The sequence below is a fragment of the Achromobacter sp. FW305-C-28 genome, from assembly GCF_058783235.1.
The window spans coordinates 695,499-716,566 of sequence record NZ_JBYSYL010000001.1; the positions used below are offsets into that span (position 1 = coordinate 695,499).

The following is a 21,068-nucleotide window of genomic DNA, read 5'->3' on the forward strand; positions in this document are numbered from 1 at the left end:
CTATGCCACTGCTGACGCCTGAAGAGTGCCTACAGCACTGCCGAGCCGAGCCGGAAGACGGGCCGCTTCTCGAATCGCTTCTGGCATCGGCAGAGAGCGCGGTGGCGGGCCATCTCAATAGAGCCGTGTTTGCCAGTGCGGTTGAACTGCGCGCCGCTCAAGATGCGTTGCCCTTGGCTGCCGGTGAGGCTCAGGACGCCTACGACGCAGCCATCGCCAACGCTTCCAGTTTGAACAACCCTGCCGCGCAGGAGATGGCTGTATCACTGGCGCGCGAGCGCTTGGCTGCAGCCAAATTGGGATTCAGTCGCGTTCTGCATGGAATGGTGGCGAATCCACGCGTCACTGCGGCTGTCAGGTTGACGCTGGGGAGCCTCTATGCGAATCGTGAGCAGGTTGTGGTGGGCGTTACCGCAGCCGAATTGCCGCAGGGCGTGGTGGAACTGCTGAAACCTGATCGACGGACGATGATGCCATGAGGGCCGGAAAACTCAACACGCGAATATCCATCCGGCGCCAGGAGCAGGTGAAAACTGGCGGCGGCCAGATCGTGGGGCAATGGGTCGAGCATGCTGCGACCTGGGCTAATGTGCGGTTCCCGAGTGGCAGCGCCACAATCAAGGCAGACGCCGACATCTCGTTGGTGCGCGCCAGCATACGCATCCGTTTTCGCGAGGACATCCGGTCCAATATGCGGGTCGCGACCGGCGGGCTGGTGTTCGACATCCAAGCGGTGCTGCCTGATCTGGCCCGGCGCGAGTACGTCGACCTGGTTTGTCAATCCATACCGGGGGCGAAACCATGAAACTGACTTTCGAGATGGGCGGTGATGCGGTTGAGGGTTTAACGCGCTTCGTCGATGCCGTCGAGCAGCGTGTAGTGCGGCCAGCCGCCCACGCTGGTGCCTTGGTCTTCTACGAGCGGGCGCGAGAGCTTGCGCCGGAGTACACCGGACCGCCTAAGAGTGGCATCAAGCCTGGCCAGCTGAGAGCGGCGATTTACCGCGTCTTCTCCGACGACCGGTCTACCGATGACGCCAAGGTTTACCAGATCAGCTGGAACCACACGAAGGCGCCCCACGGCCACTGGATGGAGTACGGCAACAGTCGCCACGGCCCCAAGCCCTTCATCCGGCCGGCGTTCGACTTCTACGAGAAGGCGTTGGAAGCATCCCGGGAGCGCGCTCGCGCACTGATCGGGGAAATCGCTGCGGAGCATTCGTATGGTTGAAGATGATATTCGCGCTGTACTCGGTCCGCTGGTTGATGACGAGTTGTACCCGGGTGTTGCGCCAGAGGGTGCCGACCAGCCGCGTATCACCTATCACTGGGCGGGGGGTAAGCCGCTGAACTTCCTGGCGGGTATTCCCGACCTGCGCAATGGGCGCCTGCAAATCGATGTATGGGCGCTGCTGGACCAGGATGCGGCTCGAATCATCCGCCTGGCCGAGGACGCTTTGCGGCTCAGCCCCGTGCTGCGCGCCACAACCGAAGGCGGCGCGCTGTCGGATCACGAACCCGACACCAAGCTGTACGCCAGAAAGCAGACTTTCTCTGTCTGGTTCAAGGATTAGCCCGTCCCGGGCAAAAACTCAGCCGCCTTCGGGCGGCTTTTTTCATGGAGGCCCGACATGGGCGTGAAACTTCCCAACGGCGCAATCTTCTCGGTTGCGAAGACCTATGCCGCGGTCGCTGTGGCGACTGTGGTGACGAATGCAGCGCCGCCCGTCGTGACGGCGGCCGCCCATGGCGCAGCCGACGGCGATATCGTGGAAATGGCGTCCGGCTGGACGGCGCTCGATGGCCGTATCGCTCGCGCGGACGCCGTGACCACCGACAGCCTGACGCTGGAAGGCATCGATACGACGGACACCAAGCGCTATCCCGCCGGCACGGGCGGTGGCAGCGTGCGCCGAATCCAAGACTGGACGCAGATCTCGCAGGTCATGGAATCGGCCAGCCAGGGCGGCGAACAGCAGTTCTACAACTATTCCTTCCTGGAAGACACCGGCGACGAACGCCAGATCCCGACCACGCGTAGCGCGCGGTCGATCACCCTGACGATCGCCGATGACGACACCCTGCCGCACTACCCGGTGCTGAAGGCCGCCAACGACGACCGCCAGCCGCGGGCGATCCGGTTCCAGCTGCCCAATGGCTCGGTTATCTACTTCCGCGCCTACGTCTCGTTCAGCGAGATGCCCACCACCACCAAGAACGAAGCCATGACGCTGCAGGTCACCCTGTCGCTGACCGGCGCCCCGACCCGCTACGCGGCGTAAGGACCAGCCATGTCGAAAAAGACCGAAGAGCAAGTTTTTTCCCTGGACGCGCCGACGACGTTCGCGGCCGTGGTGGACATTCCCCGTCCTGGCAAGGACCCGGCGCCGCTGCGTCTGGTCTTTCGCCACTTGACCGGCGAGCAGCTGAATGCCTGGCTCGCCGGCTCCAAGGAAGCGAAGAACGACGCCGAGTGGCTGGCCGGCATCGTCGAAGGCTGGGAAGGCGTAAGCGCCGAGTTCTCCGTCGAGGCGCTGGCGAAGCTGGTCAACAACTACCACGCGCCGGCCGTGACCGCCATCGTGGACAAGTTCCTGGCGGAATTGACGGAGACTCGCCGGGGAAACTGATCGCGGCGGCCCGGCGGCGGTACTGGCGACCGCCGCCCGCCGATGAATACACCTGGCTGGGGTTGACCGCCCAGGACATAGCCCCGCCGCTGGTGGCGCTGCTGCCTGAAAACCGCCTTGCGTTCGAGGTTTTTTGCGCCATGGACACGCAGTGGCGAGTGGGCGTTGGCGGCGCAACGGGCCTGGACTACGGCGCGCTGCCGACGGTGCTCCGCCTCTCAGGCGTCAAACGGGCCGAATGGTCTGGGGTGTGGGAATCGGTGCGCGTGATGGAGCGAGCCGCCCTGGAAGAAATGCACAAGGATTGACATGTCAGACGTTGTAGGCAAAGCCACACTGGAATTCGGCGCAGACAACAGTGGAGTCAAGACTGCCGTGCAAGAGGTTGGCCGCGAGGTCAACGGCATGGCCTCTGTCGCCGCTGCTGCCGCCGTCAAGGCTTCGGGCAGCCTCCAGGGAATCGGAACGGCGGCCGAGGGAGCCGCCCAGAAACTGAGTTCGTCGCAGCAGCGCGCTCGGCAGTCGCTGGAGCGTTTGGCGAACACTCTGGGCCGCTCTCGCTCCGAGGTCGCCGAGTATCGTGCGCAGGCTGCGGGATTGCCGCGCGATGTGTACGAACCGCTGGTGGCCAAGATCCGCGAGGCGGAAGCGGCAATGGGCGGCCTGAGTGCCGGCCAGCGGACCGTAGCGGCCACTGGCGCCCAGGCGGCGCAGTCGGAGGCGCAGACTGCCGCCCGGTATCGGGACATCGGCCAGGCGGCCGTGGAGCGCGCTGCCGCCTTGCAGCGCCAGGTCGAACAAGCCCGAGCCGCGGCCATCGCGGAACGGGAACTGTCGGCCGCCTCGTCGGGAAGTGCGCGGGGGCAAGGTGCGGGCGTCCTGGCGGGTCAGAATCGCGGTTTCCAGGAACTGACGCGCGATATCAACGAGGTCAACGCCGCGTTGGCGGCCATCGAGCGTGGGGCCGGTTCGCAATCGGCGATCCAGGCGCAGACCGACAAGCTGGTTTCCCTTTGGAACCAAGGCCGAATCACGGCGGACCAGTACGGCGCCGCCGTGAAGCGCCTGGACACCTCAGAAGCGGCTTTGGCGCGTTCCAGCGCCCAGGCAGCGGCCCAGGGTGATCGGTTCATCGCCGGCTTGCGTGAGCAGGCGGAAACCGCTGGCATGACGGCCCGGCAGTTGCTGGAGTACCGCGCCGCCCAGCTTGGCGTCGGTGACCGTGCAGCCCCGCTCATCGCTCGGCTTGCCCAGGTCAACAAAAATCTGGACGGCACAGGCGTTTCGGCTCGGCAGACCGCCGCGGCCCTGCGCATGGTGCCGGCTCAGATGACCGACATCGTTACCCAGCTGGCGGGCGGCCAGAACCCGTTCCTGATCATGATCCAGCAGGGCGGGCAGATGAAGGACAGCTTCGGCGGCATCGGGCCTATGTTCCGGTCGCTGCTGGGGATGGTGACGCCGTTCTCGCTGGCGGTGGGCGGCGTCGGCGCGGCTTTGGCGCTGGTGGGCACGGCGTTCTATAAAGGGTCGAGCGAGATCCGGGACTATGGCAATTCGCTGATCCTGACAGGCAACTATGCCGGGCAGACCGCGCAGGGCCTCGTTGACATGTCCCGGCGCGTCGGTGAGGCCCAGAGCACGGTCGGCCGGTCGGCTGACGTGCTGACCAAGCTAGTAGCCTCGGGGCGCGTAGCGGGCAGTTCGTTGGAGACGGTGGCCGGCGCCATCGTCAATATGAGCGAGACCGGCACGCGGTCAGTGGATGACCTGGTGGCCGAGTTTGTACGGTTGGGTGAAAGCCCCAGCCAGGCTGTCGCCAAGATCAATGAGTCTATGCATTTCCTGGATGCGGCGACGTATGAGCGCATCCGGACGCTGGAGACGCAGGGCCAGAAAGAGCAGGCCGTGGCGCTGGCGCAGTCGACACTTGCCGATGCGACGAATCGCGCGGCCGACCGTGTGCGTGAAAGCGCGGGCACACTGGAACGTGGGTGGCATAGCCTGGGCCTGGCTGCGCGCCAAGCTTGGGACGCAATGCTCAACATCGGTCGGCCGCAGCCGATAGAGGAACTGCGTAAGCAGGCCCAGGCACAACGGGCGTTGCTGGAAGACCTGGAGAAGAACCAGGGATTTCGGTCCACCGACGGAGGGGCCGCATACGGGGGCGGTTCAAACGCCGCGAACCGTGCCCGCAAGAAGGCTGCGGCTGAACTGGCCGCTACCGAGCAAGAACTGCGCCGCCGTGAGGAACAAGACGCCACTGCACGCGGCGAAGGCCTGAAGGCGCAGCGTGAGCAGGAGAAGATTGCCGCGTCTGAACGCCTGCGCGAGCAGGTAAAGGCGACGCGTGATCGCGCCCAAATCCGCGCTGACGAAATCAGGCAGATGCGCGCTGACGCGGCGCTGGCCGGATGGTCAGAGACGCAGATGGCGGATGCGGAAAAGCGCATCAACGACAAGTACAAGGACCAGAAGGGGGCGTCATACAAAGACGACGCCGGTACCCGGCGCCTGGCCGATCTTCGGCAGCAGGAAGCCTCGCTGGCTGCGCAGCTGGTCGGCGAAAGGAAGCTCACGGACGCCGGCAAGGCTCGCGCCGAGTTTGAGCAGGAAATTGCCGACCTGAAGGACAAGAAGATCCTGACGGCGGACCAGAAGAGCCTGCTTGCGAATCAGGACGCTATCCGCGCCCAATTGACGAAGAACGAGGGGATAGCCAAGGAACTGGCCGCCAAGCAGGCCATGCTCAAGATGGACGAGCGGGCGGCGCAGATCCAGCAGGCTATCGCGTCGTCGGCTGAGTCGCGGCAGGAGCAGTACGACCGCCAGCTGGGCACGGCCGGCCTGGGCCAGGTTGCGCGCCAGCGCGTGGAGGCTGAAAACTCGATTCGCCTGGAGTTCAAGCGCTATCAGGACCAGCTAGCCAAGGCCACGCCGAAGGACCAGCTTGACTCGGATCGCTTCCGGGAAGCGCAGGGCAAGATCCGCGATTCCCTGCAGGCGGCGCTGGCTGACCAGCAGGACTACTACGACAAAGTCGACAAGCTGAACGGCAACTGGCGTAACGGAGCGCGCGAAGCGTTCTCTGACTACGCCGAGTCCGCTGGGAATGTCGCTCAGCTGTCGCAAGGGGTCTTCGCGGGCGCTTTCCGGGGCATGGAGGACGCGTTGACCCGGTTTGTGACCACGGGCAAGGCAAGCTTCAAAGACCTGGCCACGTCGATCCTGGCGGACCTGGCGCGGATCGCTGCCCGGCAGGCCATTGTCGGGGCCATCGGCAGCATCGTTGGCTCGTTGGCCGGTGGCATTACCGCCGGGGCGGGTGCCTCGGCGGGCGGCTCGATGACCGGCAATGTCGACGGCATGTCGGGCGCATGGGGCGCGGTCGGCCGCCGCGCGATTGGCGGGCCTGTGGCTGCGCGTCAGATGTACGAGGTCAACGAGCGCGGCATGCCGGAGGTGGCACGCATCGGGGATAAGTCGTTCCTGCTGATGGGTTCCCAGTCGGGGCATGTCAGCCCGATGGTGGCGCAGGGTGCGCCGGCGGCAGGCGGCTTGGGGGCGGCGCCGAACATCTCCATCCAGGTCAACGTCACGCAGGACGGTGGCGACGATCGCAAGGGGACGGGGCAAAGCGAGCTTGGCGATCGGCTGTCGGAAAGCATCACCGCCGTCGTTCGTCGAGAAATCGACCGAGCCAACCGCCAAGGCGGTGCCAATTGGAACAAGAGGAATGGAAGGGCATGACGACAGAAACGTTTCGCTGGGCGCCAGTCGGGCAGCCGGCCGGCACCGTCACCTTCAGGCGGATTGTCGCGCAGTTTGGCGACGGCTACCGACAGGTAGTCGGCGACGGTATCAACAAGAAGGTCCAGTCGTGGCCCGTGCAGTTCGCCGGCACGCGTGAGCAGATGCAGGAGATCGTGGATTTCCTGGATCGCCATGCCGGCACGCGGTCTTTCCTCTGGACGCCGCCCATGGGCACCGAGGGCTACTACGAGGCCCCCGATTACAGCCCTACGCCCATGGGTGGGCCTGCTTACACCGTGTCCGCAAAATTTCAACAGGTTTTTAGGCCGTAGACGCTATGCAAGAACTCGAACACATCGAAGTTGGCCAGCAGGAAAACGACAAAACCGGTGACCCGCTTCGCAATGGCATGATCAAGGTCAACGCCAACTTCGCCAAGGTGCAGACAGGTGTCGATGCGATCGACCTCACTGCGGTAGAAGCCAAAGAGCAAGCGATTGCCGCGAAGGTTGTCGCTGACGCCGCGGTGCCAAAGTCGCAGAAGGGCATGGCAGGCGGGGTCGCTCCGTTGGATGCGGCTGGCAAAGTGCCGTCTGTTCACCTTGACGATTTTGTGCATTCGGACGAGAAGGGCGCTTCTGGGGGCGTCGCCACGCTGGGCGCCGATGGCAAAGTCACACCGACTCAGCTGCCAAACGCAGTCGACGCGATCCCGATGTCGCAGAAAGGTGTCGCGGGTGGGGTGGCGACGTTGGACAGCGGGGGAAAAGTCCCAATTCCCCAGTTGCCCCGTATCGGGCCTGCGGTGGGCAGTGTGGCTTGGTGGCCTCTGCGCAGTTCTATACCAGCCGGCCAGATTCCTGCGGACGGTCAGACCGTATCACGGGCCACATTTCCTGACCTGGCAGCGATGGTGGCTGCTGGGACGGTGCCGGTGGTATCGGAATCGGACTGGCTCGCAGACCCGCTGAAGCGTGGTGCCTACACGCTGGGGGACGGCTCCACGACTATCCGCATGCCCGACTACAACGGCAAAGCGTCGGGTTCGATTGGCGCGCTGTTTATGCGTGGTGACGGCTCGCTTTCGTCAGGTGCCGCCGGATCTATTCAACGAGACGCCCTGCAGAATATCGCTGGCCCGCTTGATATCGGCTGGGGCCGCAACATTGCCCGCATGGTGGCTAACCCTTCAGGAAACACCTCTGGGCCATTCAGGGCGGTTGTGGATGGCGGCAATGGCTATCTCATCGAAGGCTCACAGCGCATTGCAAGCGACTATGCATCTAGCTACACATTTGATGCGTCCCGAGTAGCTCGCACTTCCGCCGAAACCCGACCCTCTAACGTCGCCGGGGTATGGACTGTGCAGGCGTTCGGCGCAGTCACCAACCCGGGGGCGGCAGATGCCGCGCAACTGGCCAGCGACTATGCGGCTCTAAATGCCGCCTTCCAGAGTCTGGAAACTTCGGTTGGCTTCCTACATTACTACCCCGGTGGTTCGCTGCAAAATCCTCCGACCATCCAAATAAACACCAGGTACGTATACGACAACCCATTTCCAGGCTGCCCGGTCGTTTGCGAAGCTCAGCTTCGCCATCCAGCCCTGACGGACCAGTGGTTTGATTCCGGATGGCTGACCACGTTTAACACTTCAGCGGTGCCCGTGGAGTGGCAAACACATGGGACTCGTGCAAGTCAACTTGGAACGGGTCACATTGTTGTGCAAACGGGACGCCACAGCCTTGCAGCGCCTGGATCGTTGTCTGGCGGTGGGGGGGGCGAAGTGGATGTAATTTCCAATGGTCGTCTGCGGGTTCGGGTGTGGAAAGTTCGAGGTGCGCTATGAATGTCTACGGAAAAGTCGGATATAGCGATCAGCAGATCGGCGGTGGTCCGGAGAATGGCTGGGTAGTCATGACTGGTGAGCGCCCCGCTCCTGAAATGGTGGCATCCGAAAGCGGGGATTGGGTTGCGCCGACGCCGGCCTTCCCAAAGCCAGTTTCTCGGTATCAGTTGCGCGAGGCGATGCGCCTCACGCCCTATCCGAAGGACGGGCGTTTGGACTGGACGCTGTTCGACGCCTTCGAAGAACTCCTGAACGATCCGGCCACGCCGGCCTACTACCGGCGCGCCTGGGGCGAATTACAGGCGTTCGAATGGGGCAGCGCCATGCTTCACGCGGCTGCGGACGTGTTGGGGCTGACTCAGGACCAGCGACTGGATCTGTTCCGCCTGGCGGCCGCGTTAAAGGCATAGGGGGAAAGATGCGGATTTACGCAGATGTGCAAAAGCTGGAAGTTGGGGATCTTGTCGAACTTTATGAACTGGACGCCACGCCGATCGGCGGCACGCTCCAGCGCTTTCACGGCTACACGCAGGTCGGACCGATCTGGTGGCAAGGAAACCAATACGACCCCTGGGCCATCACGGCCGAGGGCTTCGAACAGGTCGGCGACGGCCAGCAGCCAACGCCCACTTTGTCGGTGGGGAATATTGGCGCGGACGCCGAAGGCAAGCCGATTGCCGGCGTGATTTCTTCCCTGTGTATCGCACTGGACGACATGGTGGGCGCCTGGGTGCGGGTGCGGCGCACGCTGGGTAGTTATCTTGATGCACGCAATTTCCCGGAGGGCAATCCCACCGCCAACCCCACCGAGGAATTGCCGCCCGAAGTCTGGATCGTGCAGCAGAAGACGGCCGAGACCGCCGAGGCGGTGGAGTTCCAGTTGTCGAGCGCGCTGGACTTCGACGGTCAGCAGTTGCCCAGCCGGCCGATTCTCGCCGGTGTGTGTAGCTGGCTGCGCAAGGGCGGGTACCGCGGTCCGTACTGCGGCTACACCGGAAGCCGCATGTTTGACCTGGCTGGCAACCCGGTCACGGACCCAGCGCGCGATCGCTGCTCGGGCCTCATGTCCGACTGCAAGAAGCGATTCGGCGAATACGAGGTCATCAACTTCGGCGGCTTCCCCTCGGCCGACCTGATAAGGGGATAGACATGCGCAAGAAGACGATGGAGGCCATCCGCGCCCACGCGATGGCCGAGTACCCGCGCGAGTGCTGCGGGCTGGTGGTGATGGTGGCGCGCCGGGAGGTGTATGTATCGTGCCGGAACACCGCGGCCAGCGGCGACCATTTCGTCCTTGCGGCCGACGACTACGCCGCGGCCGAAGACGCCGGGCGGATCGTGGCGATCGTGCACTCCCATCCCGACGAGACGCCGGCACCGAGCGAGGCGGACCGAGTGGCCTGCGAGGCTACGGGCCTGCCCTGGTTCATCGTGGCCGTGGCCAAGGGCGACGACGGCGCCGTGGTGGCGGGCGAGGTCCGGGGCTTTACCCCGGTGGGCTTCCAGGCCCCATTGCTGGGCCGCCAGTTCGCGCATGGCGTGCTGGACTGCTACAGCCTGGTGCGGGATTGGTACAAGCGCGATCGCGGCATCGAGCTGCCGGACTTCCAGCGAGAGGACGGATGGTGGGAGCCAGGCCGCGAAGGCGACCTGTACATGGACCACTACGCCGAGGCGGGATTCCGGCCGCTGCAGGCCGGCGAGGACATGGCGCCAGGTGACGTGATCCTGATGCAGGTCCGGTCCAACCGCGCCAACCACGCCGGCGTGTTCCTGGGCGCCGAGGGGCTGAAGGAAGCGCCGGGCCTGTTCTCGGTTCCTGACGCGATGCTGCACCACCTCTACGGGCGCCAGTCCGAACGGGTGGTGTATGGCGGTTATTGGCGCGAGGCCACGCGTCTGGTGCTGCGATATCAAGGGTGATACATGAGCGAAACACTACGCACAGTGCGGCTATACGGGCGCCTGGGCGCGCAATTCGGCCGGGTGCATAGGCTGGCAGTTAACAGCACCGCAGAGGCCGTCCGCGCGCTCTGCGTGCTGTTGCCTGGCCTTGAGGCTGAGATGGCGTCCAGCGCTGGCGAGGGCGTGGCCTACGCCTGCTTTGTCGGAAAGCGGAACCTGAGAGAGGACCAGCTTTCCCATCCGGTCGGTGACGCCGATATCCGCATAGCTCCAATGCCTGCCGGTGGCAAACGCGGCGGGTTGTTCCAGACCGTTCTGGGAGCCGCGCTTATTGCGCTGGCAGTTTGGAACCCAATGGGGTGGGTGGCATTGGGTGCGCAGGGGGCAATTGGCACGACCGCGATGTTCTCGATGGGGGTGTCGTTAGCTTTGGGTGGGGTGGTGCAGATGCTCTCGCCCCAGCAGCGGGCGCTGAGTGCGGCCGATCGTCCGGAGAACGGGGCTTCCTACAACTTCAACGGACCGGTGAACACGTCGGCCCAGGGCAACCCCGTGCCGGTGTTGTACGGACGGATGATTATTGGCAGCGCAACGATATCCGCGGGTATCTTCAGCGAGGATCAGGCATGAAACAGCGGTATCGCATGAAACGAAAGGCACCTTCGGGTGCCTTTTTTTATGGGCGTCGTCTGGGTGGTGGCGCGCCTGTCGTCGGCCATAAAGGCGGCAAAGGCGGCGGCGGTGGCCGTGGGCCTAGCGAAGCCCCGGACAGCCTGCACAGCATCGCCTATGCCCGGGTCATCGATCTTCTGAGCGAGGGCGAAATCTACGGCCCGGTGCATGGCCTTGGCGGCGCACTGCGCGACGTGTACCTCAACGGCACGCCCGTTGCAAACGAAGACGGTACGCTCAATTTCTCCAACGTGTCGATCGATTTTCGCACCGGTACGCAATGGCAAGACCCGTTGCCCGGGTTCCCCGCTTCCGAGAACACGATCGGCGTCAACACCGAACTGAAGGCCACGCAGCCCTGGGTGCGGTTGTTCACCAACCGCCAGTTGTCCGCGGTGCGGGTGACCCTGGCCGTCGAGGGCTTGAGCAAGGCCGACACGTCGAACGGCGATATCAACGGCTACCGCGTCGAGTACGCCATCGACGTAAGCCGCGACGGCGCGGCCTACCAGCAGGTGCTGGCCAGCGCCTTTGATGGCAAAACCACGCAGCGCTACGCGCGGTCGCACCGCATCGACCTGCCGGCCGGTGCGCAGCAGGGGTGGAGCGTTCGCGTTCGGCGCCTGACAGCCAACGCGAACAGCAACACGATCGCGGATCGCACCATCGTCGACGCCGTGACCGAGGTGATCGACGCCAAGCTGCGCTATCCCATGTCCGCTGTCGTCGGAATCAAGATCGACGCAGCGCAGTTTCAGAGCGTGCCCACGCGTGCCTACGACATTAAGGGGCGCATCATCCGGGTGCCGAGCAACTACGACCCGGAGACGCGCGCCTATATCGGAACCTGGGACGGCACGTTCAAGACGGCGTGGACCGATAACCCGGCCTGGGTGTTCTTCGACCTGGTGGGCAATGACCGCTACGGCCTGGGCGAGCGAGTTCCGGCCGGATGGCTGGACAAGTGGGGTCTGTACCAGATCGGGCGCTACTGCGACGAGCTGGTAGACGATGGATTCGGCGGGAAAGAGCCGCGCTTTACCTGCAACGTCTACCTTCAGACGACGGCCGACGCGTACCGGGTGATCCAGGATCTCGCATCGGTGTTTCGAGGCATGGCGTACTGGGCGAATTCTTCGGTGATCGCAGTGGCGGATATGCCGGGCGATCCGGTTTACACGTACTCGTCGGCCAACGTCATTGATGGCCGGTTCTCCTACACCGGGTCGGCACTGAACACGCGCTACACGGTCGCGCTGGTGTCCTGGTGCGATCTGACGGACATGGGGCGCCAGAAGGTCGAGTACGTCGAGAACCGAGAGGGCATCGCGCGCTACGGTATCAAGCAGCTGGAAGTCACCGCTTTCGGATGCACGTCGCGCGGCCAGGCGAACCGGGTCGGAAAGTGGCTTCTGCTGACCTCCAATCTGGAGACCCGCGGCGTCACCTTCAGCGTCGGCCTGGAACAATGCCAGGTCCGCCCTGGCAGCATCATTCGAGTCGCGGACCAGCATCTGGCCGGCCGGCGTATCGGTGGGCGCGTCCGTGAGGCCACGGCGAGCCGCATCGTGGTCGACGCCGAGCTGGGAATCCGACCGGGTGATCGCCTTACGGTGAACCTGCCCAGCGGTAAGTCTGAAACCCGGCTTGTTTCGTCAGCGGTGGGCGAGCCGCTTACCCTGGATTCGGGTGTTTACAGCTATGACTCCACGAAGCTGACGGCGGACCTTGTTGGCCTGCCAGGTTCGGCTATGCATATCGATGTCAGGGTGCCGTTTTCGGAGGTGCCGGAGTCGGAGTGCGTATGGACGCTGGAATCGGAGGCGCTGTCCGCGCAGACGTTTCGCGTCTTGAGTATCAAGCGCAAGGGCGCAGTGCTGGCGGATGTGTCGGCCATCCAGCATGAGCCGGGCAAGTTCAACAATGTTGACTTCGGCACGCGACTGGATCGGCCACCGATTTCGGTTATCCCTCCCGGCGTGCTGGCGCCGCCCACGGAACCTAAGATCAGTTCGTATTACATCCTTAGCCAGGGCGTGGCCAACCATACCGCGGTGTTCGAATGGAAGGGGGCGGACAGCGCGGTGGCATATGAGGTGCAATGGCGCCGCGACAATTCGGACTGGATAAATCTGCCGCGCACGGGCTACGCACGCGTGGAGGTTCCCAATATTTACTCCGGGGGCTATACATTCCGCGTGCGGGCGCTGAATGCTCTTGGCGTGGCTTCGATTTGGACCACGTCGGTCTTGACGCAGTTGGACGGCATCGTCGGGCCGCCGCCGGTCATCACAAGCCTGATTGCCACGGGCTTGCTGTTCGCTATCCAACTGGATTGGGGACTGCCGCCTGGCCCGTCCATCATCGCCAGCACAGAAATTCGATATTCCACCAATTCGAGCTTCGACGCTGCGATACCGCTGGGCGTCTTCGCCTACCCGCAGAACACGCATACCTTGTTCGGCTTGAGTGCCGGAAAGGAGCTTTGGTTCTGGGCGCGCCTGGTGGATAAGAACGGCGTGACAGGTGCCTGGTATCCAGCGGCCTCTGGCCTCGGCGTGCGCGGCCAGGCCAGCTCGGACGCGGGGCCGATTCTGGAACAGATTGGCGGCAAGATTGAAAAGTCGATGCTCGGCCAGGACTTGATCACCGAGATTGAGTCTGGGGGCGGTGCCGCGACCGAAATTAAGCAGGTCAAAGACGGCCTGAACGCGATGGTGAGCATCAAGGCGCAGTCTACCGGGCCGGATGGCAAGTTGTACGCCGCAGGCATCGGTGTGGGCGTCGAGAACACGCCGGAGGGCATGCAGTCGCAGGTCCTTTTCCTAGCCGACCGCTTCGCCTTCATCAATCTGATCAACGGCGTCATATCCACGCCGTTTGCGATCCAGGGCGGCCAGACGTTCATCAACCAGGCCTTCATTCAAGACGGGACCATCACGAACGCGAAGATCGGCGATTACATCCAGTCCAACAACTATGTCGCCGGCCAACAGGGATGGCGGCTCAATAAGTCGGGAACGTTCGAGATCAACTCGCCGCTTCCTGGCGGGGGGCGGATGCAGATCAATCCGCAGCAGGTCATCATTTTTGATCCGAATGGGGTTGATCGTACGACGTTGGGGTACATACCGTAATGGCGACCTATGGACTGCAAGTAAAAAACGCGGCCGGCGTGATCGTCGTGCGGGTCACGGACAAGCTCCCTCGGCGAATAGGGGAAGTGCTAACGGGGCGAGTGAGCAGTTCCGTAGCGGTGCCCGAGTTCGGAGGGCGACAAGGCTGGTTTGCGTGGGAATTGACCGAGGATGGAAGCGTGTTATCGATTCCGGAAATTAGCATTTCTGGCAACTCGCTGGTCTGGTCCTTTGAAGAGGTTCCGCAGCTATATCGGCGAGGGGTGAAGATCCACTACGGAGTGATTGGATGATGGCTGACTACGGCTTGAAAGTTGTGAATGGCGCTGTAGTGCAGATAGATAGCACCTACAGCAACCTGGCACTACGGGCCAAGGGAAGCGTTGCGTGTACTCAGTCCGGATCTGGCCGGATGTTGTTCGGAACAACTGCAATCCCAGGCACTACCGGCGTTTTGGCATTCAAGTCTGCTTGGCCGGCAGTTCTCTTCAACTATTTCTCTTCCGGGTCGGGGCGGAGTGCCCAGTTTGGGGCTTATACCGTGGGGGCGTCAGGCACCCCACTAGTGGACTGGTATCTGTTCGACGACCCCAGAAACTTCGCCGCACCGATCAATGACCACTACGGCTTGCGCGTAAAAAATTCGGCCGGGGGCGTCACTTACGATTCTCGATTTCCCTATCTAAGACATATGGGATTCATCAATGGTGATGTATCCATGCTCCCGACCACCGACAGCGATGCTGCGCCAAACATGGCTCTTTTCTCATACCCGTTGGGTGCGGTGCCTGCGATCATGCAAGGGGCCGTGCCGTGGTATTCGACAGAGGCGGCGACGGGCGTGGGGCCTAATCCGGGGTACATGAACATAAGATCGATGTGCTTGTTCAGGCAAATGGGCAGTGTCCTTGGTGGAACCATGGCGAGATATGCGAGTGGGATATACGACTTTCCAACCAATGAACCGACGATCGATCGGCGAAAACTGTTCATTAACGTAGTAGATGTTGCTGGCCTTTAGGGCGCCAGAAAAAAATGAAAGTCGCACCCGCTACGGCGGGCTTTTTTTCGTCCATACGGGAGAGGCAATCATGCACACCGTCAACAGGAGCGGGGCAAATATGGAACCGGGATCTACTGGTCTGGGTGGTTTGGCGGCGTTGAAGGTCGCAATGGCTTACGGCATTCCCGCCGCCTTGGCTGCGATGCTCGGGCTGCTGATCATGCCGCCCAAGACGCCGCGGGAATTTACTGTACGCAGCGTCTGCACGGTCACCTGCTCTTTCATGTTCGGGCCGGCGCTGGCCGGCGCCGTCATCGCATGGAAACCAGGGCTTATGGAAGCCATGACATGGCTGGCGCATCACGGCGCCGGCTCCGACGATGCGCTGCTGGCGAAGTTCTACGTTCTCGGGCCGAGCATGTTGCTTGCCGGCCTGCCAGCGTGGTGGGTGTTGGGTGCATACATGCGCTGGATGGCGACGATGCGCCAAAAGGGACTTTTGGAATGGGTGGCCGAGGCGCGAGCAAAGTTGTTCGGCGTGCGGCCTGGTGGCGAGGGCTGATCATGAATCTTCAGACGATCAACGATACCGCGATCACCCCGGCGCTGGCTTTGCTGCCGGCGAGGATGGACACGCCGGAGGCGCGGGTGATGCTGCTGGCTATTGGCCTGCAGGAAAGCCGATTTATCGACCGCCGGCAACTTGTCGGTAGTCCACCGCGGCCGACAGGCCCGGCTAAGAGCTTCTGGCAGGCCGAGCAGGGCGGTGGCATGGTCAACGGCGTGCGGACTCATGCGGCCACTCGTGACCTGGCGGCGCAACTGTATCGCGCCCGAGGCGTGGCGGCCGACAACGCCGCAATCTGGAATGCCATCGAGCAGGACAATGTGCTGGCGGCCGGCTTAGCCCGTCTACTGTTGTGGAGCGATCCGGGGCGCCTGCCAGGCATTGGCGATGAAGAGGGGGCTTGGTTGCTGTACCTGCGCACCTGGCGCCCTGGCGCGTACAGCCGGGGCACGCCTGAAGTGCGGGCAGCCCTGCGGAAGAAGTGGGCCAGCAACCACACGCAGGCCTACATCGAGATAGGGGGCCGAAATGCGAACGTGGCTTGAACGCATGCAGGGCTGGCTGCTGCTGGCCGGCATCTTCCTGGGCACGCTGGTGGGGGTGTTCTATCGGGGCCGCGCCACGGGGAGCCAGGCCGAGCGCCAGCGGCGCACCGAGCAGATCAACGAACAGGCGGCGAAGGCCCGTCAGGAGGTGCGCGATGTACAGGACGAAGTGGCCCGCAAGGACGATGATGCTGTTGCTGATCGCCTTAAGTCTGGCTGGGTGCGCGGCCCCGCCGGCAAGGGTGGGCGTTGAGTACTGCGACCACGCGCAGCCGGTCTACTTTGATTCGGCTACACAAGTTGACGCAACGCCGGCCCAGGTGCGGCGCCAGGTGCTGGAGTGGAACGAGACTTGGGCCAGGCTTTGCAGGCCCTAACGCGGTGCCATGCCCTTGCGTAGCTTGGCCGGCGCTTCCAGCAATTCGGCTGTCATCTGATCCCGCTCCAGCACACAGGGTTCATTGGCCAGGCCGGCCAGCAGCTCGTCGTAGATGTCGCCCATCAGGCCCGGCGGCCGCTTCAGGTCGCAGGACACCTGGTGCATGCGCAGCAGGGCCGAGCGCAGGCGCTTGACCTCCCATAGCAGGGCGATCACGTCGGGATTTTCGGGCTGCCGCTCTCGGATGGCGCGCAGCGCGGCGTAGGTGAGGGGAGCTTTGAATGGCATGGCAGAAACACTGTTTTTATGAACAGTACCACGGCGCTCCAAATGCTGACCAAAAAGCTGACCATTCAACCCAAAACAGCCCAAAAAAAAGGCCAACTTTTAGGGTTGGCCTTTTCTAAGTGCTTGATAACACTAGGGTATTTGGTGGAGCCGGGGGGAATTGAACCCCCGTCCGCAAGCCCTCTGCAATCAGTTCTACATGCGTAGTCGATTTATTTAGTTTTAACCTTGGACTTAGCCAACCGACAGGCCGGACCAAAGCGATTCACGTAATTTAAATCTGAGCCGTGTGACCCCAGCGCAGACCGATTCCTTGTGAATGTCGCTGCTGTGGTTCGAGGGTTACCCCCCCTAGGAAGTTGCCTTCCTCCACCTGACCCAAGGACAGATCAGTGCAGCGGCTCACCGCTTAAGCGGCGAGAGCGAAACGCTCGTCGTTGGCGTTTGTAGTGTTTCCAGTGGTTTAACGAGCGAACTGGTGCTCGGCATGCCCTGAGTTGTTTCGCGACCCACGTCGAATCCGGATCGGCCCCAAGAAGTCTATTGTACTGGTAAACGCAATAGCCTGCTGCGTTTGTGCGCCTCGCCCGGCAGGGCGAGACGCGCCAGCGCAGCGAGCCGGCTCAAGCTACGTTGGCGCACGCTGCCTTGCTGGAGGCGCGCGGGCGTGAAGCCGCCATCAGCAGGAACGCCAGGGCCACTGACAGCGCCACGATCGCAGCGGCCGCCCAGCCCAGCGAGGCCAGGCCGTATTGGTCGATCACGCGGCCGCCGACCACGGCGCCCAGTCCAATGCCGATGTTGGCGCCCGAGATATTGAGCGACGCGGCGAAGGCGGGCGCTTCGGGGGCCGACTTCATCAGGCGCACGTGGCAGACGATGAACAGCGCCGCCTGGGCAATGCCCCAGGTCGTCAGCGCCACCGCCAACAGGCCGTGCGATTGCATCACCGGACCCACGAAGGCCAGGCCCGCGGCCATCAGCGCCGAAAACAGTGCCGTGGCGCCCAGCGGGCTGCGATCGACCAGGCGGCCGCCCAGCGTGTTGCCGATCAGGCCCACCGCGCCAAATGCCATCATCGTCCAGCCGACGACCTGGCCATTGAAGCCGGCCAGGCGTTCCAGCATGTCCGCCAGATAGGTGTAGGCCGTGAACATCCCGGTGAACACCAGCAGCGACAGCAGCACATGGCCCACCACGATGGGATTGCGCAAGATGCGCAGCTGGGTGACCAGTTTGACGCTTTCCGCGCGGATGCGGGTGCTGGGGAAGGCCAGCAACAGCAACAGCGCCTTGGCAAACGCCACCACGGACAGCACCCAGAAAGCGGCGCGCCAGCCGAAGGCGTCCGAGATCAACACGCCAATGGGGATGCCGAATACCGTGGCCGCCACGATGCCGAACGCCACCATCGAGATGGCGCGGCCGGCGCGGGCCGGTCCCACGAGTTCCACGGCGGTGGCGCTGGCCAGCGACCAGAACACGGGCAGCGCCAGCGCGGGGACGAAGCGGGCGATCGCCATGACCCAGATATTGGGGGCCAGTGCAGCCAGCGCGTTGGACAGGCCAAACAGCACCAGCACGCCGATGAACAGGCGTTTGCGTTCGATATTGGCCATCAATGCGGTCAGCAGCGGGCCGGTGGCGGCCACCGTGAAGGCGAATAGTGTTACCAGCAGGCCGGCCTGGGACACGGTGACTCCCAGGTCGCGGGCCAGGCTGGGCAGCAAGCCGACGATCAGGAATTCGGTTGTCAGAATGGTGAAGCCGGCGGCTGAAAGTAGCAGGATGGGCAAAAGCATAGGCAATTCCTGGTGCGCGCGATGCCGTCGGCAACGCGCGGATAGTGCGGGATGGGCGTTCAAAAAAGGTCTGGGTTGCGCACCGGTGACAGATCGGTGCGCAATTGCACGAGGGCTGCAAGCCGTCGGTGCGTGGCGTGGATTTGCTGTGCGGGCGTTGCCGCACGGCGCCGGCATCTGCCGGGAAAGGCAATCGGGAAGCACCCGAATGCCGGTATGGACTCAACTTTAATTCAACAGCGGCGCCGGATAAAGCCGCCGAGTCCGGATAAATTGTTCGGTCAAGTCAACTAATTCGACCGAACCCGTGTCACGCCGGAAAGACTGGGGGTCAGCGCAGGTCGCGCGGCAGCAGCGGCTGGATCGCCGCCCACAGGTCGGCCGGTGTATTGGCGCAGGCCTCGGCTTCCCAGGTGGTCAGGTTTTCATCTTCGCCGACGTAGCCATAGGCGGCCGCGACCGCCGGCATGCCGGCCGCATGCGCCGCCTGGATGTCGCGCAGGTCGTCGCCCACGTAGACGCAGCGGTCCACCGAAAAGCCTGCCTCGCGCGCGGCATGTTGCAGCGGCAGCGGATGGGGCTTGGCATGGGCAGTGGTGTCGCCGCAGACCAACACCGCGCTGTCGCGGGTCAGGTCCAGGAAGTCGACGATCGGCAGCGTCAGGTAGGTGACCTTGTTGGTCACGATGCCCCAGGACAGGCCGCGCTGGCGAATGTCGTCCAGCAACGCCTGGATACCCGGGAACAGCTTGCTGTGAACCGTGGAACTGGCGGCGTAGTCTTCCAGAAATTGCAGGCGGGTCGGCTCGTAATCGGGGTCGCCGGCCTTCAGGCCGAGCGCCACGCGAAGCAGGCCGCGCGCGCCCTGCGAGGCCACCGGCCGCAGGGCTTCGTAGGGCAGGGGATCCAGGCCGCGGCGCGTGCGCTGCTGGTTGGCGGCCGCGGCCAGGTCGGGGGCGGTATCGGCCAGCGTGCCGTCGAAATCGAACAGGATCAGGGCGCTCATTTGCGGGTAGCCATCAGGTAGTTGACCGAGGTGTCGGACGTCAGCGAATAGATCTGAGTGATCGGGTTGTATTCCATGCCGCGCATGCCGACCGGCTCGAGCCCCGCGCCGCGGGCGGCCGCGGCCAGTTCGCTGGGCTTGATGAACATGTCGTAGGTATGGGTGCCTCGCGGCAGCAGGCGCAGCACGTACTCGGCGCCCACGATCGCGAACAGGAAGGCCTTGGCGTTGCGGTTGAGCGTCGAAAAGAACACCCATCCGCCGGGCTTGGTCAGGGCCGAGCAGGCGCGCACGATGGACGCCGGATCCGGCACGTGTTCCAGCATTTCCATGCAGGTCACCACATCGAACTGGCCGGCCTGTTCGGCGGCCAGTTGTTCGACCGGCACCTTGCGATAGTCGACTTTCACGCCTGATTCCAGGCCGTGCAGGCGAGCCACCTTGAGGGACTTGTCGGCCAGGTCGATGCCCGTGACGTCCGCGCCGGCGCGCGCCATGGCTTCTGACAGGATGCCGCCGCCGCAGCCGACGTCCAGCACCTTCTTGCCGCCCAGGCTGCCCACGGATTCCTGGATCCATTCCAGGCGCAACGGGTTGATGGCGTGCAGGGGCTTGAACTCGCTTTCGGGGTCCCACCAGCGGCTGGCCAGGGCGCCGAACTTGTCCAGTTCGGCCTGGTCGGCGTTGATGGTGGCTTGGGCGGTGTCGGAGGTATGGGTGGTCATGGGCGGTCCAGCATAAGGCGGCTCTCTATATATATAGAGGGGTGCAGCGCCGGGTAGCGCCACGAGTGCCGGGTAGCTTGCACGGTTTTGGTGCGGGCGGGGCGAAAAAAAGGGCCTCGCTATGCGAGGCCCCTTATTGTAGCTAGTCCGGCAATTACTTGCGGCTACCCACGATTTCGATTTCAACGCGACGGTTCTGGGCGCGGCCTTCCTTCGTCTTGTTGGAAGCGATCGGGTTCTTCTTACCCTTGCCTTCCGTATAGATACGGTTGGGATCGATGCCCTTGCTGACCAGGTAAGCCTTGACCGAAGCGGCGCGGCGCTCGGACAGCTTCTGGTTGTAGGCGTCCGTACCGATCGAGTCGGTGTGGCCCACAGCAATGATGGTTTCGAGGTCGATGCCACGTGCTTGCTGGGCGACTTGGTCCAGCAGCTGACGGCCTTCGGGCTTCAGCGTCGACTTGTCGAAGTCGAAGAACGTGTCGGCGTTGAAGACGACCTTGGCCGCCATCGGGGCCGGCTTCGCCTTCGCTTGTGCAACCGGAACGCCGTCGCAGCCGGGGATACCGGTGGCCGGGGTCCAGAACGCATCGCGCCAGCACAGTTCGTTCGTACCGTTCTTCCAAACGTTACCGAACGGATTGCGCCAGTTGTCCACCGTCTGCGGATAGGACTGGGCCGAGGCTACACCCGAGGCCGTGACGGCAGCGAAGGCGAGCGCCAGAGCGAATTTGGAGGGTTTGTTCATGTTTCTCCTCGTTGAGCTTGAAGCTGGATAAGTGACTCGCAGCGAACCCCCGCCGCATATCA

Annotated in this window: 24 protein-coding genes and 1 other RNA gene; 19 read left to right on the forward strand and 6 right to left on the reverse strand. The window is 63.5% G+C overall.

Annotated elements, in window-relative coordinates:
* Positions 1-2 precede the first annotated feature (2 nt).
* From AC3WMR_RS03160 to AC3WMR_RS03250, 19 genes are all read left to right on the forward strand, one after another.
* On the forward strand, positions 3-479 hold the full coding sequence (locus AC3WMR_RS03160; protein WP_492262626.1) for a head-tail connector protein: 477 nt from the start codon (positions 3-5) through the stop codon (positions 477-479).
* Positions 476-805: a phage head closure protein gene (locus AC3WMR_RS03165; protein WP_492262627.1), complete on the forward strand. Its 330-nt coding sequence runs from the start codon at positions 476-478 to the stop codon at positions 803-805. Before AC3WMR_RS03160 ends, AC3WMR_RS03165 begins: the two co-directional genes overlap by 4 nt.
* Complete coding sequence (locus AC3WMR_RS03170; RefSeq protein WP_492262628.1) at positions 802-1,230, forward strand: HK97-gp10 family putative phage morphogenesis protein; 429 nt, start codon at positions 802-804, stop codon at positions 1,228-1,230. The genes AC3WMR_RS03165 and AC3WMR_RS03170 overlap by 4 nt, the downstream gene beginning before the upstream one ends.
* Positions 1,223-1,573: a tail completion protein gp17 gene (gp17, locus tag AC3WMR_RS03175; protein ID WP_492262629.1), complete on the forward strand. Its 351-nt coding sequence runs from the start codon at positions 1,223-1,225 to the stop codon at positions 1,571-1,573. Before AC3WMR_RS03170 ends, gp17 begins: the two co-directional genes overlap by 8 nt.
* A gap of 57 nt (positions 1,574-1,630) precedes the next feature.
* Positions 1,631-2,281 (forward strand): phage tail protein, encoded by a 651-nt coding sequence (locus AC3WMR_RS03180; protein WP_492262630.1) that lies wholly within the window; start codon positions 1,631-1,633, stop codon positions 2,279-2,281.
* Between the two features lie 9 nt (positions 2,282-2,290).
* Entirely contained in the window at positions 2,291-2,629 is a 339-nt protein-coding gene (locus AC3WMR_RS03185) for a phage tail assembly chaperone (protein WP_492262631.1), read from the forward strand.
* Positions 2,630-2,691: 62 nt separating this feature from the next.
* Positions 2,692-2,937, forward strand: a complete 246-nt coding sequence (locus tag AC3WMR_RS03190) for a DUF1799 domain-containing protein (protein WP_492262632.1) — start codon at positions 2,692-2,694, stop codon at positions 2,935-2,937.
* Position 2,938: 1 nt separating this feature from the next.
* Positions 2,939-6,379 carry a phage tail tape measure protein gene (locus AC3WMR_RS03195; RefSeq protein ID WP_492262633.1) on the forward strand — a complete coding sequence of 1,147 codons (3,441 nt, stop codon included), beginning with the start codon at positions 2,939-2,941 and terminating at the stop codon, positions 6,377-6,379.
* Positions 6,376-6,714 (forward strand): phage tail protein, encoded by a 339-nt coding sequence (locus AC3WMR_RS03200; protein ID WP_492262634.1) that lies wholly within the window; start codon positions 6,376-6,378, stop codon positions 6,712-6,714. Before AC3WMR_RS03195 ends, AC3WMR_RS03200 begins: the two co-directional genes overlap by 4 nt.
* A 5-nt stretch (positions 6,715-6,719) precedes the next feature.
* Positions 6,720-8,228 (forward strand): phage tail protein, encoded by a 1,509-nt coding sequence (locus tag AC3WMR_RS03205; protein ID WP_492262635.1) that lies wholly within the window; start codon positions 6,720-6,722, stop codon positions 8,226-8,228.
* A complete protein-coding gene (locus tag AC3WMR_RS03210) occupies positions 8,225-8,638 on the forward strand; it encodes a hypothetical protein (protein ID WP_492262636.1) in 414 nt (137 codons plus the stop codon). Before AC3WMR_RS03205 ends, AC3WMR_RS03210 begins: the two co-directional genes overlap by 4 nt.
* Before the next feature lie 8 nt (positions 8,639-8,646).
* Positions 8,647-9,375: a phage minor tail protein L gene (locus AC3WMR_RS03215; protein WP_492262637.1), complete on the forward strand. Its 729-nt coding sequence runs from the start codon at positions 8,647-8,649 to the stop codon at positions 9,373-9,375.
* 2 nt (positions 9,376-9,377) lie between these two features.
* Positions 9,378-10,151 (forward strand): C40 family peptidase, encoded by a 774-nt coding sequence (locus tag AC3WMR_RS03220; RefSeq protein WP_492262638.1) that lies wholly within the window; start codon positions 9,378-9,380, stop codon positions 10,149-10,151.
* A 3-nt stretch (positions 10,152-10,154) separates the two neighbouring features.
* Positions 10,155-10,763: a tail assembly protein gene (locus AC3WMR_RS03225; RefSeq protein WP_492262639.1), complete on the forward strand. Its 609-nt coding sequence runs from the start codon at positions 10,155-10,157 to the stop codon at positions 10,761-10,763.
* Entirely contained in the window at positions 10,760-13,942 is a 3,183-nt protein-coding gene (locus AC3WMR_RS03230; RefSeq protein WP_492262640.1) for a TipJ family phage tail tip protein, read from the forward strand. The genes AC3WMR_RS03225 and AC3WMR_RS03230 overlap by 4 nt, the downstream gene beginning before the upstream one ends.
* 289 nt (positions 13,943-14,231) lie before the next feature.
* The gene (locus AC3WMR_RS03235; protein WP_492262641.1) at positions 14,232-14,963 is read left to right on the forward strand and encodes a hypothetical protein; all 732 of its coding nucleotides are present in this window, start codon (positions 14,232-14,234) and stop codon (positions 14,961-14,963) included.
* A 100-nt stretch (positions 14,964-15,063) separates the two neighbouring features.
* Positions 15,064-15,507, forward strand: a complete 444-nt coding sequence (locus AC3WMR_RS03240) for a hypothetical protein (RefSeq protein ID WP_492262863.1) — start codon at positions 15,064-15,066, stop codon at positions 15,505-15,507.
* A gap of 2 nt (positions 15,508-15,509) precedes the next feature.
* The gene (locus tag AC3WMR_RS03245; RefSeq protein WP_492262642.1) at positions 15,510-16,058 is read left to right on the forward strand and encodes a hypothetical protein; all 549 of its coding nucleotides are present in this window, start codon (positions 15,510-15,512) and stop codon (positions 16,056-16,058) included.
* Complete coding sequence (locus AC3WMR_RS03250) at positions 16,042-16,311, forward strand: hypothetical protein (RefSeq protein ID WP_492262643.1); 270 nt, start codon at positions 16,042-16,044, stop codon at positions 16,309-16,311. The genes AC3WMR_RS03245 and AC3WMR_RS03250 overlap by 17 nt, the downstream gene beginning before the upstream one ends.
* A 120-nt stretch (positions 16,312-16,431) precedes the next feature.
* Here the strand turns inward: AC3WMR_RS03250 and AC3WMR_RS03255 are convergent, their stop codons facing one another.
* From AC3WMR_RS03255 to ompA, 6 genes are all read right to left on the reverse strand, one after another.
* A complete protein-coding gene (locus AC3WMR_RS03255) occupies positions 16,432-16,725 on the reverse strand; it encodes a hypothetical protein (RefSeq protein ID WP_492262644.1) in 294 nt (97 codons plus the stop codon).
* A gap of 142 nt (positions 16,726-16,867) precedes the next feature.
* Positions 16,868-17,258: a transfer-messenger RNA gene (gene ssrA / locus AC3WMR_RS03260) on the reverse strand.
* 90 nt (positions 17,259-17,348) lie between these two features.
* Positions 17,349-18,527, reverse strand: coding sequence for an MFS transporter (locus AC3WMR_RS03265; RefSeq protein WP_492262645.1), 1,179 nt, complete (start codon positions 18,525-18,527; stop codon positions 17,349-17,351).
* A gap of 331 nt (positions 18,528-18,858) precedes the next feature.
* Positions 18,859-19,533, reverse strand: coding sequence for an HAD-IA family hydrolase (locus AC3WMR_RS03270; protein WP_492262646.1), 675 nt, complete (start codon positions 19,531-19,533; stop codon positions 18,859-18,861).
* Positions 19,530-20,258: a bifunctional 2-polyprenyl-6-hydroxyphenol methylase/3-demethylubiquinol 3-O-methyltransferase UbiG gene (ubiG, locus tag AC3WMR_RS03275; protein ID WP_492262647.1), complete on the reverse strand. Its 729-nt coding sequence runs from the start codon at positions 20,256-20,258 to the stop codon at positions 19,530-19,532. Before ubiG ends, AC3WMR_RS03270 begins: the two co-directional genes overlap by 4 nt.
* A gap of 154 nt (positions 20,259-20,412) precedes the next feature.
* On the reverse strand, positions 20,413-21,006 hold the full coding sequence (gene ompA / locus AC3WMR_RS03280) for an outer membrane protein OmpA (protein ID WP_183003882.1): 594 nt from the start codon (positions 21,004-21,006) through the stop codon (positions 20,413-20,415).
* Between the last annotated feature and the right edge of the window lie 62 nt (positions 21,007-21,068).

What these genes read in the sequence shown, in the direction of transcription:
- AC3WMR_RS03185 (WP_492262631.1), top strand. Translation starts at nt 2,291, where the DNA reads ATGTCGAAAAAGACCGAAGAGCAAGTTTTTTCCCTGGACGCGCCGACG.
- AC3WMR_RS03215 (WP_492262637.1), top strand. Translation starts at nt 8,647, where the DNA reads ATGCGGATTTACGCAGATGTGCAAAAGCTGGAAGTTGGGGATCTTGTC.
- AC3WMR_RS03265 (WP_492262645.1), bottom strand. Translation starts at nt 18,527, where the DNA reads ATGCTTTTGCCCATCCTGCTACTTTCAGCCGCCGGCTTCACCATTCTG.
- ompA (WP_183003882.1), bottom strand. Translation starts at nt 21,006, where the DNA reads ATGAACAAACCCTCCAAATTCGCTCTGGCGCTCGCCTTCGCTGCCGTC.
- AC3WMR_RS03225 (WP_492262639.1), top strand. Translation starts at nt 10,155, where the DNA reads ATGAGCGAAACACTACGCACAGTGCGGCTATACGGGCGCCTGGGCGCG.
- gp17 (WP_492262629.1), top strand. Translation starts at nt 1,223, where the DNA reads ATGGTTGAAGATGATATTCGCGCTGTACTCGGTCCGCTGGTTGATGAC.
- AC3WMR_RS03195 (WP_492262633.1), top strand. Translation starts at nt 2,939, where the DNA reads ATGTCAGACGTTGTAGGCAAAGCCACACTGGAATTCGGCGCAGACAAC.
- AC3WMR_RS03245 (WP_492262642.1), top strand. Translation starts at nt 15,510, where the DNA reads ATGAATCTTCAGACGATCAACGATACCGCGATCACCCCGGCGCTGGCT.
- AC3WMR_RS03240 (WP_492262863.1), top strand. Translation starts at nt 15,064, where the DNA reads ATGGAACCGGGATCTACTGGTCTGGGTGGTTTGGCGGCGTTGAAGGTC.
- AC3WMR_RS03200 (WP_492262634.1), top strand. Translation starts at nt 6,376, where the DNA reads ATGACGACAGAAACGTTTCGCTGGGCGCCAGTCGGGCAGCCGGCCGGC.
- AC3WMR_RS03235 (WP_492262641.1), top strand. Translation starts at nt 14,232, where the DNA reads ATGATGGCTGACTACGGCTTGAAAGTTGTGAATGGCGCTGTAGTGCAG.
- AC3WMR_RS03250 (WP_492262643.1), top strand. Translation starts at nt 16,042, where the DNA reads ATGCGAACGTGGCTTGAACGCATGCAGGGCTGGCTGCTGCTGGCCGGC.
- AC3WMR_RS03220 (WP_492262638.1), top strand. Translation starts at nt 9,378, where the DNA reads ATGCGCAAGAAGACGATGGAGGCCATCCGCGCCCACGCGATGGCCGAG.
- AC3WMR_RS03210 (WP_492262636.1), top strand. Translation starts at nt 8,225, where the DNA reads ATGAATGTCTACGGAAAAGTCGGATATAGCGATCAGCAGATCGGCGGT.
- AC3WMR_RS03255 (WP_492262644.1), bottom strand. Translation starts at nt 16,725, where the DNA reads ATGCCATTCAAAGCTCCCCTCACCTACGCCGCGCTGCGCGCCATCCGA.
- AC3WMR_RS03230 (WP_492262640.1), top strand. Translation starts at nt 10,760, where the DNA reads ATGAAACAGCGGTATCGCATGAAACGAAAGGCACCTTCGGGTGCCTTT.
- AC3WMR_RS03270 (WP_492262646.1), bottom strand. Translation starts at nt 19,533, where the DNA reads ATGAGCGCCCTGATCCTGTTCGATTTCGACGGCACGCTGGCCGATACC.
- AC3WMR_RS03165 (WP_492262627.1), top strand. Translation starts at nt 476, where the DNA reads ATGAGGGCCGGAAAACTCAACACGCGAATATCCATCCGGCGCCAGGAG.
- AC3WMR_RS03205 (WP_492262635.1), top strand. Translation starts at nt 6,720, where the DNA reads ATGCAAGAACTCGAACACATCGAAGTTGGCCAGCAGGAAAACGACAAA.
- AC3WMR_RS03170 (WP_492262628.1), top strand. Translation starts at nt 802, where the DNA reads ATGAAACTGACTTTCGAGATGGGCGGTGATGCGGTTGAGGGTTTAACG.
- ubiG (WP_492262647.1), bottom strand. Translation starts at nt 20,258, where the DNA reads ATGACCACCCATACCTCCGACACCGCCCAAGCCACCATCAACGCCGAC.
- AC3WMR_RS03160 (WP_492262626.1), top strand. Translation starts at nt 3, where the DNA reads ATGCCACTGCTGACGCCTGAAGAGTGCCTACAGCACTGCCGAGCCGAG.
- AC3WMR_RS03180 (WP_492262630.1), top strand. Translation starts at nt 1,631, where the DNA reads ATGGGCGTGAAACTTCCCAACGGCGCAATCTTCTCGGTTGCGAAGACC.